At 57.0% G+C, this 17,801-nt stretch carries 15 protein-coding genes and 1 riboswitch; of the genes, 11 read left to right on the forward strand and 4 right to left on the reverse strand.

The genetic code is table 11. The features are described from left to right. The first annotated feature begins 306 nt into the window (after positions 1-306). The 4 genes from ACTG1P_RS20495 (at position 307) to ACTG1P_RS20510 (ending at position 7,117) form a co-directional block, all read left to right on the forward strand. Positions 307-1,932 carry a methyl-accepting chemotaxis protein gene (locus tag ACTG1P_RS20495; protein ID WP_440002101.1) on the forward strand — a complete coding sequence of 542 codons (1,626 nt, stop codon included), beginning with the start codon at positions 307-309 and terminating at the stop codon, positions 1,930-1,932. A gap of 287 nt (positions 1,933-2,219) precedes the next feature. Next, positions 2,220-3,413 carry an enoyl-ACP reductase FabV gene (gene fabV, locus ACTG1P_RS20500; protein WP_440002102.1) on the forward strand — a complete coding sequence of 398 codons (1,194 nt, stop codon included), beginning with the start codon at positions 2,220-2,222 and terminating at the stop codon, positions 3,411-3,413. A 162-nt stretch (positions 3,414-3,575) separates the two neighbouring features. After that, positions 3,576-5,051: a YfcC family protein gene (locus ACTG1P_RS20505; RefSeq protein WP_440002103.1), complete on the forward strand. Its 1,476-nt coding sequence runs from the start codon at positions 3,576-3,578 to the stop codon at positions 5,049-5,051. 425 nt (positions 5,052-5,476) lie between these two features. Then, positions 5,477-7,117: a mechanosensitive ion channel family protein gene (locus ACTG1P_RS20510; protein ID WP_440002325.1), complete on the forward strand. Its 1,641-nt coding sequence runs from the start codon at positions 5,477-5,479 to the stop codon at positions 7,115-7,117. Positions 7,118-7,250: 133 nt separating this feature from the next. Here the strand turns inward: ACTG1P_RS20510 and ACTG1P_RS20515 are convergent, their stop codons facing one another. Continuing rightward, positions 7,251-8,465 carry a pyridoxal phosphate-dependent aminotransferase gene (locus ACTG1P_RS20515; RefSeq protein WP_440002104.1) on the reverse strand — a complete coding sequence of 405 codons (1,215 nt, stop codon included), beginning with the start codon at positions 8,463-8,465 and terminating at the stop codon, positions 7,251-7,253. 380 nt (positions 8,466-8,845) lie between these two features. Here ACTG1P_RS20515 and ACTG1P_RS20520 point away from each other — a divergent pair, with 380 nt between their 5' ends. Beyond that, a complete protein-coding gene (locus tag ACTG1P_RS20520; RefSeq protein WP_005334366.1) occupies positions 8,846-9,058 on the forward strand; it encodes a DUF1653 domain-containing protein in 213 nt (70 codons plus the stop codon). 270 nt (positions 9,059-9,328) lie between these two features. After that, the gene (gene aqpZ, locus ACTG1P_RS20525) at positions 9,329-10,018 is read left to right on the forward strand and encodes an aquaporin Z (protein WP_005361747.1); all 690 of its coding nucleotides are present in this window, start codon (positions 9,329-9,331) and stop codon (positions 10,016-10,018) included. Between the two features lie 92 nt (positions 10,019-10,110). Here aqpZ and ACTG1P_RS20530 read toward each other — a convergent pair whose 3' ends face one another. Beyond that, entirely contained in the window at positions 10,111-10,860 is a 750-nt protein-coding gene (locus ACTG1P_RS20530) for a lytic transglycosylase domain-containing protein (RefSeq protein ID WP_374956620.1), read from the reverse strand. Between the two features lie 328 nt (positions 10,861-11,188). Between ACTG1P_RS20530 and ACTG1P_RS20535 the strand changes: the two genes are divergently transcribed. Beyond that, complete coding sequence (locus tag ACTG1P_RS20535; protein WP_139463827.1) at positions 11,189-11,629, forward strand: GNAT family N-acetyltransferase; 441 nt, start codon at positions 11,189-11,191, stop codon at positions 11,627-11,629. A gap of 5 nt (positions 11,630-11,634) precedes the next feature. Here ACTG1P_RS20535 and ACTG1P_RS20540 read toward each other — a convergent pair whose 3' ends face one another. Beyond that, a complete protein-coding gene (locus ACTG1P_RS20540) occupies positions 11,635-12,177 on the reverse strand; it encodes a DUF1439 domain-containing protein (RefSeq protein ID WP_162517691.1) in 543 nt (180 codons plus the stop codon). 97 nt (positions 12,178-12,274) lie between these two features. On the opposite strand from ACTG1P_RS20540, the gene cls reads away from it, so the two are divergent. Together cls and ACTG1P_RS20550 are read left to right on the forward strand one after the other, a co-directional pair. Further along, positions 12,275-13,756, forward strand: a complete 1,482-nt coding sequence (gene cls, locus ACTG1P_RS20545) for a cardiolipin synthase (RefSeq protein ID WP_111805741.1) — start codon at positions 12,275-12,277, stop codon at positions 13,754-13,756. Positions 13,757-13,863: 107 nt separating this feature from the next. Next, positions 13,864-15,126 (forward strand): DUF945 family protein, encoded by a 1,263-nt coding sequence (locus ACTG1P_RS20550; protein WP_440002105.1) that lies wholly within the window; start codon positions 13,864-13,866, stop codon positions 15,124-15,126. Positions 15,127-15,205: 79 nt separating this feature from the next. On the opposite strand, the gene purU is transcribed toward ACTG1P_RS20550, so the two are convergent. Next, positions 15,206-16,042: a formyltetrahydrofolate deformylase gene (purU, locus tag ACTG1P_RS20555; RefSeq protein ID WP_440002106.1), complete on the reverse strand. Its 837-nt coding sequence runs from the start codon at positions 16,040-16,042 to the stop codon at positions 15,206-15,208. Between the two features lie 259 nt (positions 16,043-16,301). Then, a riboswitch (FMN riboswitch) is annotated at positions 16,302-16,458 on the forward strand. A gap of 104 nt (positions 16,459-16,562) precedes the next feature. On the opposite strand from purU, the gene ribB reads away from it, so the two are divergent. Beyond that, positions 16,563-17,216, forward strand: coding sequence for a 3,4-dihydroxy-2-butanone-4-phosphate synthase (gene ribB, locus ACTG1P_RS20560; RefSeq protein WP_440002107.1), 654 nt, complete (start codon positions 16,563-16,565; stop codon positions 17,214-17,216). 225 nt (positions 17,217-17,441) lie between these two features. After that, positions 17,442-17,684 carry an Lpp/OprI family alanine-zipper lipoprotein gene (locus ACTG1P_RS20565; protein WP_005334342.1) on the forward strand — a complete coding sequence of 81 codons (243 nt, stop codon included), beginning with the start codon at positions 17,442-17,444 and terminating at the stop codon, positions 17,682-17,684. The last annotated feature ends 117 nt before the right edge of the window (positions 17,685-17,801 follow it).

Below are 17,801 nucleotides of genomic sequence, written 5' to 3' on the forward strand. Positions count from 1 at the left end.
CCATCAGTTCATGGACGATGCTGGCTGCAACACGCTACGGATTTTGCTTTGCGAAGATTAGACATCAACGAAATGATGAATAGACTCAAAAAGCGCATTATCAATAAGGGCATTAGCCCTTCTCCTGCAGTGATGTGTTTAAGGTCTGGTTTTGCGAACAGGTTGCAACTTGCATTGCACTATGGTGCACAGACCGCGCTTTTTAATGAGGTAAGCGGGTGATTGTATTGAAATGAGTGGTCGCGTGATGCTTGGTGTATCAATTGCATATTAAACGACCAGTGGCCTGAGTATGAGGACGACACCATGAAAGGGATCTCGGTTCGTAGCAAATTATTGATGCTGGTTGTGGTACCGCTGCTTTGTATGATGTTGCTGTGCACTCTCTCCCTTTGGGGGATGCGCCTGATGAATCAGGCTGCCTATAAGGTGAATGAAGAGGAGGTGCAGCAGTTATCCGAACTGAAGCTGATTTCAGACTTGTATGCGGTCAGTGTCGTTGATGCGCTCAATAAAGCGCATGTTGGATTAATCACCCGTGAAGAGGCAAAACGTTCCGTTACTGAAGCGCAGTTAAAAGCAGCAACGGAATGGAAGCGTTACATGGCCCAGAAGATGTCTGCGGAAGAACGGGCGATAGCGGAGTCTGCCCAGGTATTGATGAACAAAGCCGACATTACACTGGATGGTATTAAGAGTGATCTTTCATTAAAAGCTCCTCTTGATAAGGCAATTCATCAGTTATACAGCACGGTTGATCCTTTTAATGAGGAGCTGGGCAAGCTGGTTGAACTCCAGCTGAGATTTGCAGATGAGCATGTTGGTACCCTGGAAAGTCTGGCCGTTGATTTTTCATTTGCCTTCCTCTCCATCACCGGGATTGCCCTGTTCGCTTTATCCGTGCTGGGGATCTGGATTTTTCGCGGGATCAGTCAACCGCTCACCGCTTTGCGTAGAGCACTTTACAAATTGCAGCATGAGCAGGATTTGACCGTCACCGTCCCCGTCATTCGGGAAGATGAATTGGGGCAAGTCGCACGGGCGCTGAATGATATGGTTAGCCATTTCCGCAGATTGATTGGCGAGATGGATGACGTGGCCGAACAGTTATCGACAGGCGCCGATGCACTGAACGAGCTGGGGCTAACCAGTGCAGAGCAAATGGCCCAGCAGCGCCTGGAGACAGATCAGAGCGCTGCGGCGATGAATGAGATGAGCGCAACGGTTAACGAAATCGCCCAGAATACAAATAGTGCTGCAATTGCCGCCCGTCAGGCTGAAAACAAGGCAGAAGAGGGGCAAGCGGTTGTCAAGGAGACCATTGGGAATATGGCTCTGCTCTCTGGTCAATTGCAAAATACATCCACTGTGCTGCAAAACCTGGCTATCGAAAGCAATAACATTACCCAGGTGATGGGGGTTATTCGCTCGATTGCCGAACAAACCAATTTACTGGCACTGAATGCGGCAATTGAAGCCGCCAGAGCTGGTGAGCAGGGGCGTGGCTTCGCGGTGGTGGCGGATGAAGTCCGTGTACTTGCTCAGCGCACCCAAAACTCTACCGGAGAAATCCAGAACACCGTCAATCGCCTGCAACAGAATGCAACTATGGCTGTTGATAGTATGAATATCGGATTATCTGAAGTGGAGAAGACGAATACCCTGATGTTGACCTGTGGCGTCTCTTTGGAAGAAATTGTGAGTGCGGTGGATGATCTGAATAATCTCAATGTGCAGGTCGCCGCTGCAGCTGAAGAGCAAAGCAAAGTGACCGAAGAGATGACGCGCAGCATGGTCAATATTGCCGATATCGCAGTACATACCTCGGACTCGGCAGCCCATGTATCGGCCAAGTGTCAGCGTCTTGATGAGATGGCCAAGTCAATGAGAATACAGATTAATCATTTTAAATGGCGCTCACATGCCGCTTGATATAGGTCGATGACATTGCCCCCAGGCCCCGAGAGTTCGGGGCCTTTTTGTATCATGTTGGTCGTACTGCACCTGCGTTGAAACATGTCATCGGTTTCCATAGATATGGGGAGATTAATTAGCGGACTGATGAAGTGACGCTTTCCGAAAAATTGTGCATTTTTGACGGCTGCCGTCACCCTGAATGGCCATTTTTGCCGCAGTTCAACACATCAGAGCACCTTATCGCGGCAAGATGAGGTATCTTATGCCCCGATTTCATCCATTAAACGGATCCGAGACCCCATATGATCATCAAACCCAAGGTTCGCGGCTTTATCTGCACCACCACTCATCCGGTAGGTTGTGAAGCCAATGTTCGTCGCCAGATCGCTTATACCAAGGCCAAGGGCACCATCGAGAATGGTCCCAAGAAGGTGCTGGTGATCGGCGCTTCCACCGGTTATGGCCTGGCCTCCCGGATTGCGGCTGCCTTCGGTAGCGGCGCCGCCACCCTCGGCGTCTTCTTTGAAAAAGCGGGCACCGAGTCCAAGACCGGTACCGCTGGCTGGTACAACTCTGCCGCCTTCGACAAGGCAGCCAAAGAGGCGGGCCTCTACGCCAAGAGCGTCAACGGCGATGCCTTCTCCAACGAGTGCCGCGCCAAGGTGATCGAGCTGATCAAGCAGGATCTGGGTCAGATTGATCTGGTTGTCTACTCCCTGGCCTCTCCGGTGCGCAAGCTGCCGGAAACCGGCGAAGTGGTGCGCTCTGCCCTCAAACCGATCGGTGAGGTCTACACCACCACCGCCATCGATACCAACAAGGATCAGATCATCACCGCTACCGTCGAGCCGGCGAACGAGGAAGAGATCCAGAACACCATCACAGTGATGGGCGGTCAGGATTGGGAGCTGTGGATGGCAGCCCTGCGTGATGCAGGCGTGCTGGCTGACGGTGCCAAGTCCGTGGCCTACTCCTACATCGGTACCGATCTGACCTGGCCAATCTACTGGCATGGCACTCTGGGTCGCGCCAAGGAAGATCTGGACCGCGCCGCTGCCGCCATCCGTGGCGATCTGGCAGCCAAGGGCGGCACCGCTCACGTGGCCGTGCTCAAATCCGTGGTGACTCAGGCTTCTTCCGCCATTCCGGTGATGCCGCTCTATATCTCCATGGCTTTCAAGATCATGAAGGAGAAGGGCATTCACGAGGGCTGTATGGAGCAGGTGGATCGCATGATGCGCACCCGTCTCTACGCGTCCGACATGGCGCTGGACGATCAGGCCCGCATCCGCATGGATGACTGGGAACTGCGCGAAGACGTGCAGCAGACCTGCCGCGACCTGTGGCCTTCCATCACCAGCGAGAACCTCTCCGAACTGACTGACTACACCGGTTACAAGCAGGAGTTCCTGCGCCTGTTCGGTTTCGGTCTGGATGAGGTCGATTACGATGCGGATGTGAATCCGGACGTGAAATTCGACGTGGTCGAACTCTGAGTCTGACTCAAGTGAAGATGGGGCCCTCCGGGGCCCTGTTTTTTTGGCAAAAATCCCGCTAATTTGCGGAATTTTATTATCAGCGATCACCTTTTTCCCATATCAAACCCGCTAGTCTTGCGCTGATCGGATCACAGACGGCATTGCCGAGGAACGGAAGCTATGACCACTCCAAACGAGGCGCCCAAGAAGCGCCAACTCCCCACTGTCTATACCCTGCTTTTTATCATCATCGCCCTGATGGCTGCCCTCACCTGGGTGCTGCCAGCGGGCAAATACAACTATGTCACCGCCAAGACCCAGCAGCCGGTGGCGGCAGCGGCCGTGGCTGATTACAGCGGCGACGAGCGGCTGTTGCCGGTGCCCGGCAGCTACACCGAGCTACCCGCCCACCCGCAAGGGGTGTTCGAAGTGCTCAAGGCCCCCATTCAGGGCTTTCACAAGGCGGCCGACGTAGCGCTGTTCGTGCTCATCATCGGCGGTTTTCTCGCGGTGACCATGCAGAGCGGGGCGCTTGATGCCGGGGTGGGGGCCATTGTTCGCGGCTTTGCCGGGCGTGAGCGGCTGCTAATTCCTGTGTTGATCGCCCTGTTTGCCCTCGGCGGCTCCACCTTCGGCATGGCGGAGGAGACGGTAGCTTTCTGGGCGCTGATCGTGCCGGTGATGATGGCTGCGGGCTTCGATCGCATGGTGGCGGCGGGGATCATCCTGCTCGGCTCCGGGGTCGGGGTGCTCGCCTCTACCGTCAACCCGTTTGCCACCGGTATTGCCTCCGGTTTTGCCGGCATTCCCATCGGTGAGGGGATTGGCCTTAGGGTCATCCAGTGGCTGCTGCTGGTGATCTTCGCCTCCTGGTTCGTGATGCGCTACGCCAAGCAGGTGCAGCAGGACAAGTCCCGCTCCGTGCTGGCCGATATCGTCTATGACGACGAGTTCTCCCAGATGAAGAGCGGCAACCTCGCCTTCACCGGCAAACAGAAGCTCACCATGCTGGTCTTCTTCGGCACCTTCCTGCTGATGATCTATGCGGTGGTGCCCTGGTCGGACTTGGGGATCGATGTGCTGCCCACCTTTGGCTGGTGGTTTGACGAGCTCTCGACCCTGTTCTTCAGTGCCTCCATCCTGATTGCGCTGATCAACCGGATGCCGGAGTCCAACTACGTTGCGACCTTCCTGAGCGGCGCTCGGGATCTTATCGGGGTGGCGCTGGTGGTAGCGGTGGCGCGCGGCATCTATGTGGTGATGGAGCAGGGCGTCATCATCGACACCATCTTGCACTGGGCCGAAGGGCTGGTGAGCGGGCTGTCGTCGTCGGTCTTCATCCTGATGGCCTATCTGGTGCACATCATCCTGAGCTTCTTCATTCCCTCCACCTCGGGGCTGGCGACCGTCTCCATGCCGCTGATGGGGCCGCTGGCGGACTTTTCCGGCATCTCCCGGGATCTGGTGATCACCGCCTATCAGTCCGCCTCCGGCTGGATCAACCTGTTTGCCCCCACAGCCGCCCATCTGGTGGCGGGTTTGGCGCTCGCCAAGATCCCCTACGATCGCTTTGTGCGCTGGGTGCTGCCCTTCATCATCGGGGTGGCCCTCATCACCATGGCGGTGCTGGTGGCCGGTGCCCTGCTGCACGGCTGATAATCCGCTCGCCAGCTCGGCGAAACAGAGCCGCCCAGTCAGGGGGCGGCTGTTTGTTATTCATGTTGCATAGGGGGGGGTGAGAGGCAAGCGTGGGCTCACTACCTTGATGTGTGTTGTCCCGGAGGAGGATGCCATGGCATCCATTTTTATGAACACCTCTGGAAGCATATCAATTTGAGTCCTGATTGAGGCGTGAAAAAGCGACGTGAGCGTTGTGGCAGAATGCAATATCGCCTCTTCCACTGCCGCTACCTCGATGCTATTACTGCTGGTGATCTTTGTTATTACTAGACTTTTTGCAATCGAGGGCGATGAGCCCTATGTGTCATGGATGACGCCTGGAGAGAGATAGGGGCCGTTGATCCCGTCCAAAATCAGATGTGGTCATCATGACAAAACCTGACGGTTATGAGGTAGAGGTTATGGGGCACAGAGGGATCATCAGGCTGGCAGGGATGCTGCTGTTTCTGCTTATGGTCAATAGCGGGTGGGCGGCAGAGCCGAGATTGGAGCCGACCGAGCAGGAGCGGGCCCAGACACTGATCCTGTTTCATGAGCCAATCGTGATGTTGCAGGCCAAATTTGGTCGCCTGGACGGCGCTACCAGGGTGCGGATTGTCCAGGAACGGGTCAAACAGTTGCAACCCGAGGATTTGACCCATCCGGTGACCGTTGTCAGCTCGACCCGACTCGGCCAGGAGGCCAGGGAGTTCAGAATCCATGACAAGCACTTGCTGGTGCTGCTGGAAAAGGATCTTGAATGGCTCGATGAGCTGACTCTGGATCAAGCCGCCGAACGGGTACGAATAAGGCTGGAAAATGTGCGGACCAAGGTACTTGAGCTGCACTCCGATGCCTATCTGATCAAGGCCACGGGCAAGACGGTGCTGGTGACCCTGATTTTTCTGGTGGTGGTGCAGCTACTGCGACGGGGCCACCTGCGTGCGCGTCGCTGGTTTGCCAGCAACCTGCTGCAACAAAAGGGGTTGATCCCCCATCAGTGGCGCCAGGTGTTGGGTGATCTGGAAATCCGTGTCATCGGTGTTCTCACCTTATTGGTGATCCTGTTGCTCACCTATGGTTGGCTCACCTACGTGCTGGGGCTTTTTCCTCATACCCGGGTCTGGAGCGAACAGCTGGGTTCCTCCTTGCTGGGGCTGTGCAGCGATATCCTGAGCGGGATCATCACCGCCATGCCAGGGCTTGCGACCGTGCTGGTCATATTCGTGCTGACCAAGTTATTCATTCGCATGCTGGCTGTCATTTTCGAGCGCATCGAACGCGGCCAGTTCCGGATACAGGGGTTGCACTCCGAGACGATAGGGGCAACCCGCCGTCTGCTCTCTGTGGTGATCTGGCTCTTTGCCCTGACGGTTGCCTACCCCTATCTGCCAGGGGCGGATTCAGATGCCTTCAAGGGAGTGAGCGTCTTCTTCGGTCTGATGGTGACCCTGGGATCGGCCGGTATCATGAACCATGCCATGAGCGGCCTGGTGTTGATCTATTCACGGGCTTTGCGGCCGGGAGATCTGGTGCAAATAGGGGAGGTGGAGGGAGTGGTCAGCGAGCTGAGTGCCCTCTCGACCAAGCTGGTGACCCGCCATGATCACGAGGTAACCCTGCCCAACGCCGTGGTGGTTGGGGGCAAGGTGACCAACCTGAGCCGGCTGGCAAACGACAAGGGGATTTCCCTGCTCACCAAGGTCACCATCGGCTATGACACCCCCTGGCGTCAGGTGCACGCCATGCTGGAGCTGGCGGCCAGGCGTTGCCAGTTGGTCAACCAGGAGCAGGCGCCTCTGGTGCGCCAGCTCAGTCTGCAGGACTGGTATGTGGAATACGAACTGCAGGTGCGGATGAAAGAGAGGGGGCTGCCCGGCCCGGTCAGAACCGAACTGCATGGTCACATTCAGGATGTGTTCAACGAGTTCGGGGTGCAGATCATGTCTCCCAATTTCATCGCCCAGCCAGAACAAGCTGTGCTGGTGCCCCGGGAGAATTGGTATCAGGCCCCCGCCGTGCCGCCTGCAGAGGTGGCCACTGGGGAAAAAGGGAAGACATAACTCACAACGTGGGCGTCGCAGTGTGAGTCTCCCGCCATAAAAAAATCCGAAGCGGTGCGGATCGCTTCGGATTTTTTATCTTTGCTCTGCGACCGTGGAGAGGAGGCAGATCAAGGCTCAAGTCGCGTCGCGGCTACTGCTTGTAGCTCTTGAGGAAGCGGGCGAGGCGGCCGATGGCATCCTCCAGTTCCTCTTCGCGGGGCAGGAACACCAGCCGGAAATGATCCGGTGCCGGCCAGTTAAAGCCTGTGCCCTGTACCAGCAGCAACTTCTCTTGCTGCAGCAGGTCGAACACCATCTTCTGATCGTCACGTATGTCATACACCTTGGGGTCAAGGCGCGGGAACATGTAGAGCGCCCCCTTGGGTTTGACGCAGGAGACCCCGGGGATCTCGTTCAAAAGCTCCCACGCCTTGTCCCGCTGCTTGCGCAGGCGGCCGCCCGGCAGGATCAGCTCGTTGATGCTCTGGTAGCCGCCAAGCGCAGTCTGGATGGCGTGCTGCATCGGCACGTTGGCGCACAGTCGCATGGAGGCCAGCATCTCCAGCCCTTCAATGTAGCCGCGGGCACGGCCCTTGGGACCGGTGATGACCATCCAGCCCTGACGGAAGCCGCAGGCACGGTAGGCCTTGGAGAGGCCGTTGAAGGTCACCACCATCACATCGTCACACAGGGTGCAGACGCTGGTGTGGGAGATATCGTCGTAGAGGATCTTGTCGTAGATCTCGTCGGAGAAAATGATGAGGTTGTGCTGGCGGGCGATCTCGATCACCTCCAGCAGGAACTCGCTGCCGTAGACTGCACCGGTCGGATTGTTGGGGTTGATCAGCACCAGGCCGCGGGTGCGCGGGGTAATGCGGGCGCGGATATCGTCGAGATCCGGGTACCAGTCAGCCCCTTCGTCGCAGCGATAGTGCACCGCATGGCCACCGGAAAGAGTGACGGCGGCGGTCCAGAGCGGGTAGTCGGGGGAGGGCACCAGCATCTCGTCGCCATTGTTGAGCAGCGCCTGCATCGCCATCACGATCAGCTCGCTGGCGCCATTGCCAATGTAGATGTCGTCGATATCGACCTTGCGCATCCCTTTTTGCTGGTAGTACTGCATCACCGCTTTACGGGCAGAGAAGAGCCCCTTGGAGTCGCAGTAGCCCTGGCTCAGCGGCATGTTGAGGATCACATCCTTGATGATCTCTTCCGGCGCATCAAAGCCGAACGGGGCCGGGTTGCCGATGTTGAGCTTGAGAATGCGGTGGCCTTCGTCTTCGAGACGGCGAGCCTCTTTATGCACCGGGCCGCGGATGTCATAGCAGACATCGTCGAGCTTGTGCGACTTGTCGATTGTGAACATGGTGACAGTGATTCCTTCCCCACAGGGACGCGTTGGCGAAAAAGGCGATTTTTAGTATCAAATTTCTTTTCCCCTATTCTTCACAGAATTGAATGCTAGAACAATCCTCTTTTTAGAAGAATTCCCTGATTTTTAGCCCTAAAACAGGGTTGCTAGAACGTTAAATTCAGCACGATCTTTGGTACTAACCAAGGTTAACTAGTGAAACATGGGGAACGAATTAACAAAGCTGCCTGACTGTGTTGCAATATCCGGATCCTGTGGCACGATTGGCTTGTGTAAAAAATCGTCTTCGTCCCCCTTTTCGATGAGTTGAATGGCACCCATGGTGTCATCTTTATGTGGTTCGCTCATCGGTATTACTTCTGCGAGGTTTCCCCATGCAAGCACCCGTTCCAGGCCGCTATCGCCACTTCAAGGGGGGTTACTATCAAGTGCTTGCCCTGGCTTTGCATACCGAAACCCAGGAGCAGCTGGTAATTTATCAATCCGAGCAGGATGGTCAGGTCTATGCCCGTCCCGTCGCCATGTTTATGGAGTGGATTGAGCATCAGGGACAGGTTGTCAGCCGTTTTGCCCCTGCAGGAGACTGACCACGCCTCCGTTTTTATCGCTCAAGGGATGAGCAACCGAGTTAAACGGTGTCACAAGTTGTCGCATGACGCCCTTGGGTATGAGATGTGCAGCCGGCTGTCTTAATGATAAATCTCTTATCTAATCAACTAATTGTGATGAATGTCACATTCTGTGAACTCTGTCTGCCGGGTTCGCAATCTGGACTCACACTCCCATAATGCTGCGCTTGTTCAAGCATGGGCCCTTCTCGGGTCTTGTTCGGTGTTATCTCAAATGGGAGAAATAATGTGAAACCTGTTGCTGCTGAGTTTATGGGCACTTTCTGGCTGGTATTGGGCGGGTGCGGCAGTGCCGTGCTGGCTGCGGCCTTCCCTCACGTCGGGATTGGTCTGCTGGGGGTCTCGCTGGCTTTCGGTCTGACCGTGCTGACCATGGCGTTTGCCATCGGCCATATATCCGGTTGCCACCTCAATCCGGCCGTGACCGTCGGTCTGTGGGCGGGTGGTCGTTTTCCGGCATCCGGTGTACTGCCTTATATCGTGGCGCAAGTGTTGGGTGGCATTGCCGCCGCTGCCGTGCTTTACGTGATTGCCAGCGGTCAGGCCGGGTTTGATCTCTCTGCCGGTTTTGCTTCCAACGGCTACGGTGAGCACTCTCCGGGTGGTTATAGCCTGACTGCCGCACTGGTGTGTGAAGTGGTGATGACCGGTTTCTTCCTGTTCGTCATCATGGGTGCCACTGATAGCCGTGCGCCTGCCGGTTTCGCGCCGATCGCCATTGGTCTGTGCCTGACCCTGATCCACCTCGTCAGCATTCCGGTGACCAATACCTCGGTCAACCCGGCCCGCAGTACCGGTGTTGCGCTGTTTGTCGGTGACTGGGCTATCAGCCAGCTGTGGCTGTTCTGGGTTGCCCCGATTGTCGGTGCCATTCTGGGTGCGCTGGCTTATCGCCTGGTGGCGACTGAGCAGAAATAATCATTTGCGAAACAAAGTGTGGTATCGACACGCCTGCGGGCGTGTTTTTTGTTTCTGGAGGGACAAGAAAAGAGCATTAACTGAGGCTAATCTCAGAGCCCTTTGGCCTGCAGCATCTCTTTGTAGCGCAGGTGGAGGAGCTGAACGCGCTCCACATAGGCGCGGGTTTCCGCATAGGGCGGGATACCTCCATGTTTTTGTACGGCGCCCGCGCCGGCGTTGTAGGCAGCGGTCGCCAGCGCCACGTTGCCATCATACTGCTTGAGCAGTCCCGCCAGGTATTTCACCCCGCCGAAAATATTCTGCTCCGCCAGCAAGGCATTGCCGACCCCCAGCTCCCGTGCCGTGGCGGGCATCAGCTGGGTCAGCCCCATTGCCCCCTTGCGAGAGACTGCCAGTGGATTGAAAGCAGATTCCGCATGGATCAGCGCCCGGATCAGCGCCGGTTCAACCTGATAGGTTTTGGCGGCTGCCTTGATGGTGCTGGCATAGTCATAGAGAAACAGCCCTGTGGTCTGCCAGTTAACATTGGATTTGGGATCGCAGGCGAAGCAGTCGTTGAACAGCAGCAGCTCGTAATGGCCCTGTTCGGGCGCCATGTCGGAGTAGCGTACCACCCCGTTTTGTTGCACCGATTTATAGACCTGGATCTGCTTTTTGCCGTTGGTGGCGACTGCCGTCGTTTGAGCTGTGTCGGGTTGTGGGGCGGGAGTGGCATCTTTGACCGGACGCAAGGGGGAGGGAGCTGCGGTCAGGAAGATCACCTCCGCGGGAGGGGGAGTCTGGCTCCATCCGCTCAGGGGGATCAACAACATATGGCCTGCCAGCATCCATGCTTTCAACCCTAATACTCCTTCTTGTGATGACCATGTTGAGTAAAGCATCATGACGAGGGCAGAACAAGCGGCCAACAGGGGGCAAATGATCCGATTCGGTGACCGGGATCAAAGTATCCGCCGCAATAAAGGATTGTCATCATAAAGCACGGTTTTGGCCGTCAGGCGGTGGGTCATGGCCTCTTCCACCGGGGAAGCAAGCTGCCCACGACGTCCGCTTTTTTGTTGACGAAAGGCATGCTATCGTGCTGGCGTCATTTGGTCGGATTAGCGCACCGTATCTGGCACTAATAACTGATTATCAAAGGATTTGTCTGTGACAAGCAAGCTGGCGATGGAACTCACTTTCGAAGAGTACTGCGACGCCGACCTCTCCCTTATCAGGGATTATTACGAGACGACGTTTTCCCACTATGTGCCGGACCTGGCCGAGCGGATCTTTGTCGTGCGTGATGCTCACTGGCTGGTGGGGGCGGTACGGTTGCGGGACGAGGAGGAGTTTTACCATCTGTGCGGCTTTCGCCTGTTGCCCCACTACCAGTCGCTGGGATTGGGATCTCGGCTGCTGCAGCACGCCTGTCACGGTCTGTTGGACAAACCGGTAGTCTGCCAGGCGCTGCCCTTCGAGAAGCCCTTCTATCTCAAGGCCGGGTTTGCCGATATGCCCCTCAATCAATTGAGCGGGTCGCTCTTCTCCCTCTACGAGCGGCAGCAGCAGCAGGGTTATCAGGTGGAGCTGCTGGTACGGGATACCACCCAGCTCCTCCTGAATTGAGCGGTTTAGCGGGGTTTGGTCAGCAGGTGGATCTTGCCCGGTGACAGCTCCAGCCCCAGCAGATTCTCCTTCAGCCACGCCTGATCCGGATCCTTGTCATTGAGTTTGTAGACCGGTTTGGTCTCGAGCCGCTTCTCCATGCTCTGCAGCAACATGTTGAGCATCAGCCCGAACTTTCTCTCGGCCGCCTCCGGCTCCAACTTGTACTCCACCAGCTTCATGTTATCGAGAAACAAGGCGCTCTGGCTCTTGTCATAGCGGGGTCTCGCCTCATAGGTCATCTGCAGGCGGGCGTCATATTCGGTATTGTCTGGCAGGGCGATTTTGAGCTTGCCCTTGCCATAGACCCGGGCGGTATCGGGACGCTGGCGACCGATCTGGACATCGCTCTGCTCCAACTGCACATGGGCCTTGATGATGCCCGGCAGCTCCAGCTGTTTGTCGACTTGCACCTGAGATTGCAGGTACTGGTTTATCTGTTGCTCATTGATGTCATATGAGCCTTGGCCTAGCATGGCCAAGCTGAGCAGCATAGATTGCAGAATCATGCGTGCGACCTGATAGAATGGATTTGCCCTACAGCATACCATTCCGGCCGGTTGGGGTCTGCCCACCGCGCTGTTTGTCGATTAGAAGGAGTCCCCGTTGTTTAACGGTCTGGAACACGATCTTCAACTGCTGTTTTCCCGTTTTCTGGGTTGGCTGCTACTGCTTTTTCATACAGTGATTGTCACCGGTGTGTCGTTTCGGGTGGTGATGAAACGCCGTCCCATCGGGGTGTCGTTGGCTTGGCTGGCGCTGATCTATGCCATTCCGTTTGCCGGGGTGGGCTTCTATGTGCTGTTTGGTGAAATAAAGCTGGGGCGTCGCCGCGCCGAGCGCGCCCAGGCCATGTATCGCCCTTATGCCATCTGGATCCGCCAACTGGCCCGTCTGTTCCCGCAGCACTGCTGCGAAGTGGGCGCCAAGGCACAGCCGCTGCACGATCTGATCCAGGGACGGCTCGCCATGCCGATGCTCTCTGGCAACCGCATGACCTTGCTCAACAAGCCGGACTGGATCTTGCGCGAGATTGCCCAGGATATCCGCCGCTCGACCCTCTCCTGTTATCTGGAGTTCTACATCTGGCATCCGGGTGGCGATGCCGACGAGGTGTGCGAGGCGCTGATTGAAGTGGCGCAACGCGGCGTAGATTGTCGCTTGTTGCTTGATTCGGTCGGCAGCAAGCAGTTCTTCCGCTCCCCCTGGCCCAAAAAGCTGCGCAAGGCGGGGGTCAAGCTGGTAGAGGTGCTGCCGGTTGGCGCGTGGCGCATTCTGTTCCAGCGTCAGGATCTGCGGATGCACCGCAAGCTGGTGGTGATCGATGACAGGGTCGGCTACACCGGCTCCATGAACATGGTGGATCCTCGCTTCTTCAAACAGGATGCCGGGGTTGGCCAGTGGGTCGACATCATGATCCGGGTGCAGGGGCCCATGGTGCCGCTCATGTGGTCGATCTTCGTCAGGGACTGGGAGATGGAGACCGGTGAGCGGTTGCTTGACAGCCTGCAGCACGAGCCGGAAGTCTGGCCTCAGACCAACTTCCGTGCACAGCTTATTCCGTCCGGCCCCTTCGTCGGTGGTGACTGCATCCAGCAGAGCTTGCTGCTGGCCATCTATCAGGCCCGCAGCCATCTGGTGTTGACCACACCTTACTTTGTGCCCGACGATCCGCTGGCGGCCGCGCTCAGTTCGGCGGCGGCGCGCGGGGTGCAGGTACAGCTGGTGTTGCCAGCACGCAACGACTCCATCATGGCCAATTACGCCTGCAACGCTTTTATGGAGGAGCTGCTGGCGGCCGGGGTAGAGATCTACCGCTACGATGCCGGTCTGCTCCATACCAAGAGCGTGTTGGTGGATGATGATTTCGCTCTGGTGGGGACGGTTAATCTCGACCGGCGCAGCCTCTGGCTCAACTTCGAGGTGACCCTGCTGGTGGATAACCCCTCATTCGTGGCCCAGATGAATCGGCTGGTACAGGGCTATATGGCGGAAGCCACCCCGATGACCCTGGCCCAATGGCAGGCCCGCCCCTGGTACAAGAAGGCGATGGAGAACATCTTCTATCTCTTCAGCCCTTTGCTGTGAGGCGATGGCGAGCCGCAAGAAAGTGGACTCGCCATCTGATTGGACTTGCCTAGCCCCGAGTCCGCCCCGTAGAGTGCAGTGACAACTCCCTGGAGACACATGGATATATGAAAAAGATAGTGGCCCTCGCCGTGGGTGCGGCACTGGTAGGTGGTGGTCTGGCTGCGTGCTGGTACACGGGCAACAGCTTCGACAACATCATGGCGGAGCAGATCGCCAAGGTAGAGCAAGAGACTGGCATCGACATGCAGTGGCAGCCGGTCAGCAGCAACCTCTTCACCCGTGACGGGGTCCTGAAGGTCGTGGTGACGCCGGAGGAGCTGGCTGCCATCGACAGCGAACTGGAGGGCAGTCAGCCCATCGAGCTGCAACTGGTGGTCAAGAGCCAGATCCTGCCGCTCTACATCAAGAGCCACCTCCTGCTCGATACCCATAATGGCACTCTGGCGCCGGTTTTCACCGCACTGGGCATGGAGCAATGGGAACTCGGTCTGGAGTCGGTCACCAGTCTCTGGACCCAGGGTAACAGCAGCCGTTTCTGGGCCAATGAATTCAAGATCAAACAGGGGCTGGACGAGTTCAGCTTCCTGCCTCTGAGCGGCGAGTTCCACGGCAATCTGGAGGGGAATGGTCACCTCACCATGACCTGGCAGGGGATGACGGTCCATGAAGAGCAGAGCAAGATGGACTTGGTGCTGGCCGATCTGAAAGGGAGTGCCGACATTGCCGAGATCAGCGGTGTGCTCCTCTCGCCCCAGAGCGAGATGACCCTCTCGGCCCTCACGGTGCAACTGCCTGACAGCGTCAAGGTCGCCCTGCAGGGGATGACCACCGAGACCCAGCTCACTGGCGACAACGCTCAGACCCTCTCCAGCAGCTATCAAATGAAGATTGCCAAGCTGGATCTGGAGAACGAGACCGACACCCTGGCGGTCACCGACAGCAAGCTGGCGCTCAACCTCAATGGTCTGGATCTGGAAGGGTATCAGGGGTTGCAGGCCGCCGGTGGCAAGGGGGTTGAAGATGCCGCCATCCAGCAGGCGCTGGACAAGATGCTCAAACGTGGCGCGACCCTGGAGCTGGCCGATCTCAGTGCCAAGCTCAACGGTGAGGCGGTGACCATGAAGGGGGATGTAAAGCTGGCCTCCACCTCGCTGGAGCAGCTGTTCAACAGCGAAGCGGGGATGCAGGCCCTCAGCGGCGTGCTGCATGCCAACCTCAGCGACAAGCTGGGCAAGGCGGTGCCGCAACTGGCCCCCATGCTCGATCAGCTGACCCTGATGGGTTATCTCAAGGCCGACAAGCAAGCGCTGACTTCCGAGCTGAAGCTGGAGAAGGGCGCCGTGACGGTGAACGATTTGCCGCTATGACACTCGGCGCAGAAACAACAACGGCTCCCGCGGGAGCCGTTGTTGTTTCTGGCGTTTACATTCGGGCCGCGTGGGCGGATTACTTGAAGACCACCGTCTTGTTGCCGTAGACGAACACCCGTTCGTTCAGCACCAGCTCCAGCGCGCGGCTCAGCACCGATTTTTCGACATCCCGGCCCGCTTTGGCCATGTCGTCCGCACTGAAGGCGTGACCGATGTGGATCACGTCCTGTTCGACGATGGGGCCCTCATCCAGATCGTCGGTCACGAAGTGGGCGGTAGCACCGATCAGCTTGACCCCGCGATCGAACGCCTGCCGGTAGGGGCGGGCACCGATGAAGGCGGGCAGGAAGGAGTGGTGGATGTTGAGGATCTTGCGCGGATAGGCCTCGACGAAGCTCGGGGTCAGCACCCGCATGTACTTGGCCAGGATCACATAGTCAGGCTCATAGCTGTCGATGATGGCACGTACCTGCTCTTCATGCTCGGTCCGGCTCAGCTCGTCGTGGCTGACGGTGTGGAACGGAATATTGAACTTGCTGGTGAGCTCGGCCAGGGTGTCGTAGTTGCCGATCACCGCGACGATATCCATATCCAGCGCGCCCGCGTAGTTCTTCATCAGAATATCGCCGAGGCAGTGGGTCTCCTTGGTCACCAGAATGACGATACGCTTCTTGCCCGCCTTGACCAGACGGCGTTGGGCACCGGTGGGCAGGGCATCATCCAGATCCGCCAGCAGGGTCTCGTCGTTGAAGCGCCCCTCCAGCTCGGTACGCATAAAGAAGCGGCCATTCTCGTGATCCACAAACTCATCGTTCTTGATGATGTTGAGCTGGTGCTTATAGCAGATGTTGGTGATCTTGGCGATGAGCCCTTTGGCATCCGCGCAATCCGTGAGCAGTATTTTCTTTTCCATCTCTGTCATTTTCCGTTTGTGGTGTTGGCGCTGCTGTCTGCGCCGGCAGCGTTGTTCAGGCTCTCTTTTCGGGCCCTGTTTTTTGGTTTCGGGAACTATGCCATAAACCGATCCGCGCCATAAAGAAATTCGCCAGTCATTGCCTTTCGCGTTGGCGAGCGGGCCGCAGAGCGGGATCCCGGGCGCAATGTTGAAACGCTTTTCAGCCAGCGGGGGATTTTGGCTGGTATCTGCAACCGTTTTTATTTAGGCTGTCTGCGCTTATTCTCAGGGCGGGGTGCAATTCCCCACCGGCGGTATCCCGATTGACTCGGGGAGCCCGCGAGCGCCCGACCCGGCTGATTGCCGGGCCGGGGTCAGCAGATCCGGTGAGATGCCGGAGCCGACGGTCATAGTCCGGATGAAAGAGGATAAGACAGACCTTGCCGCGTTGGCCCTTGTGGGCTGGCCGCTGCATGCCCGTCTCTGTCTGCCTTTCCATGCCCTGATTCTGGTCCTTGTCTTGTTTAGGAGTTTTACCATGAATCAGTCTCTACTCAGTGAATTCGGTGATCCCATTGCCCGTGTCGAAACAGCCCTGTCTGCCTTGCGTGCCGGAGGCGGCGTGCTGGTGGCCGACGATGAAGATCGGGAGAACGAGGGCGACCTCATTTTCGCCGCCGAATCCATGACCAATGAACAGATGGCGCTGATGATCCGCGAGTGCTCCGGCATCGTCTGCCTCTGCCTGCCCGACGAGCGGGTTCGCCAGCTCGAACTGCCGATGATGGTGGAGGCCAACTCCAGCCACTACCAGACCGCCTTTACCGTGACCATCGAAGCGGCGCAGGGGGTCACGACCGGTGTCTCGGCGGCTGATCGCATCACCACTATCCGTGCAGCCATCGCAGACGGCGCCAAACCGGGTGATCTGCACCGCCCGGGTCATGTTTTCCCGTTGCGTGCGCGAACCGGTGGGGTGCTTACCCGCCGCGGTCATACCGAAGCGACGGTCGATCTGATGCAGCTGGCTGGCCTCAAACCGTTTGGTGTGTTGTGTGAATTGACCAAGGAAGATGGCTCGATGGCGCGTTTGCCAGATCTGGTTGCGTTTGGTCGCAAGCACCAGATGCCGGTGCTGACCATCGAGGATCTGGTGCAATATCGTCAATTGTTGTCAGAACGTACAGCCTGAGCCTCATACGAAATTGTAATAAGGCAAAAATTTGGTTAACCTTTGTCCGTGCCCCCACCACACGGCACTCATTTTTTAGACGAATCTGGACAAAAACTGTTCATTCAAAAAAAAATGAGGGTTTTAATGCATTTATCTGTGGTGGGGACTATGCAAAGTAGGATTTTTTTGTGCCATAATCACGCCGCTTGCTAAACGTCTGGCGAGTTCAAGGGAGCTTTAAAAATGAAAAAATTGTTGTTGGTAGGTGTTGTTGGTCTGTCCGCTCTGCTGGGCGGTTGTGCAAACACCAGCGAACTGGAAACTTCCGTTCAGAATCTGTCTAACAAAGTTGACCAACTGGCTCAAGATGTTAGCGCAGTTCGTGCTGATCAGTCCAAAATCGCTGCTGATGTTGCCGAAGCCAAGCAAGAAGCTATGCGTGCTAACCAGCGCATCGACAACATGGCTACTTCCTACAAGAAGTAATCCATGCGAAAAAAATGGCGCAGTTTTGCGCCATTTTTTTTTGCCTGAAATTCACCGTATCTCCACTATTCCCACAGCACCATCTTCGTACTTGACCCATGAGGTCATGCCGGTCTC

Source organism: Aeromonas sp. 11P (assembly GCF_051920165.1).
Classification (GTDB): Bacteria; Pseudomonadota; Gammaproteobacteria; order Enterobacterales; family Aeromonadaceae; genus Aeromonas; species Aeromonas veronii.

Coding starts and splice junctions, on each gene's coding strand:
- ACTG1P_RS20505 (WP_440002103.1), top strand. CDS start 3,576: ATGACCACTCCAAACGAGGCGCCCAAGAAGCGCCAACTCCCCACTGTC.
- ACTG1P_RS20515 (WP_440002104.1), bottom strand. CDS start 8,465: ATGTTCACAATCGACAAGTCGCACAAGCTCGACGATGTCTGCTATGAC.
- ACTG1P_RS20510 (WP_440002325.1), top strand. CDS start 5,477: ATGGGGCACAGAGGGATCATCAGGCTGGCAGGGATGCTGCTGTTTCTG.
- ACTG1P_RS20520 (WP_005334366.1), top strand. CDS start 8,846: ATGCAAGCACCCGTTCCAGGCCGCTATCGCCACTTCAAGGGGGGTTAC.
- purU (WP_440002106.1), bottom strand. CDS start 16,042: ATGGAAAAGAAAATACTGCTCACGGATTGCGCGGATGCCAAAGGGCTC.
- ACTG1P_RS20565 (WP_005334342.1), top strand. CDS start 17,442: ATGAAAAAATTGTTGTTGGTAGGTGTTGTTGGTCTGTCCGCTCTGCTG.
- ACTG1P_RS20540 (WP_162517691.1), bottom strand. CDS start 12,177: ATGATTCTGCAATCTATGCTGCTCAGCTTGGCCATGCTAGGCCAAGGC.
- fabV (WP_440002102.1), top strand. CDS start 2,220: ATGATCATCAAACCCAAGGTTCGCGGCTTTATCTGCACCACCACTCAT.
- ACTG1P_RS20495 (WP_440002101.1), top strand. CDS start 307: ATGAAAGGGATCTCGGTTCGTAGCAAATTATTGATGCTGGTTGTGGTA.
- ACTG1P_RS20550 (WP_440002105.1), top strand. CDS start 13,864: ATGAAAAAGATAGTGGCCCTCGCCGTGGGTGCGGCACTGGTAGGTGGT.
- ribB (WP_440002107.1), top strand. CDS start 16,563: ATGAATCAGTCTCTACTCAGTGAATTCGGTGATCCCATTGCCCGTGTC.
- ACTG1P_RS20535 (WP_139463827.1), top strand. CDS start 11,189: ATGGAACTCACTTTCGAAGAGTACTGCGACGCCGACCTCTCCCTTATC.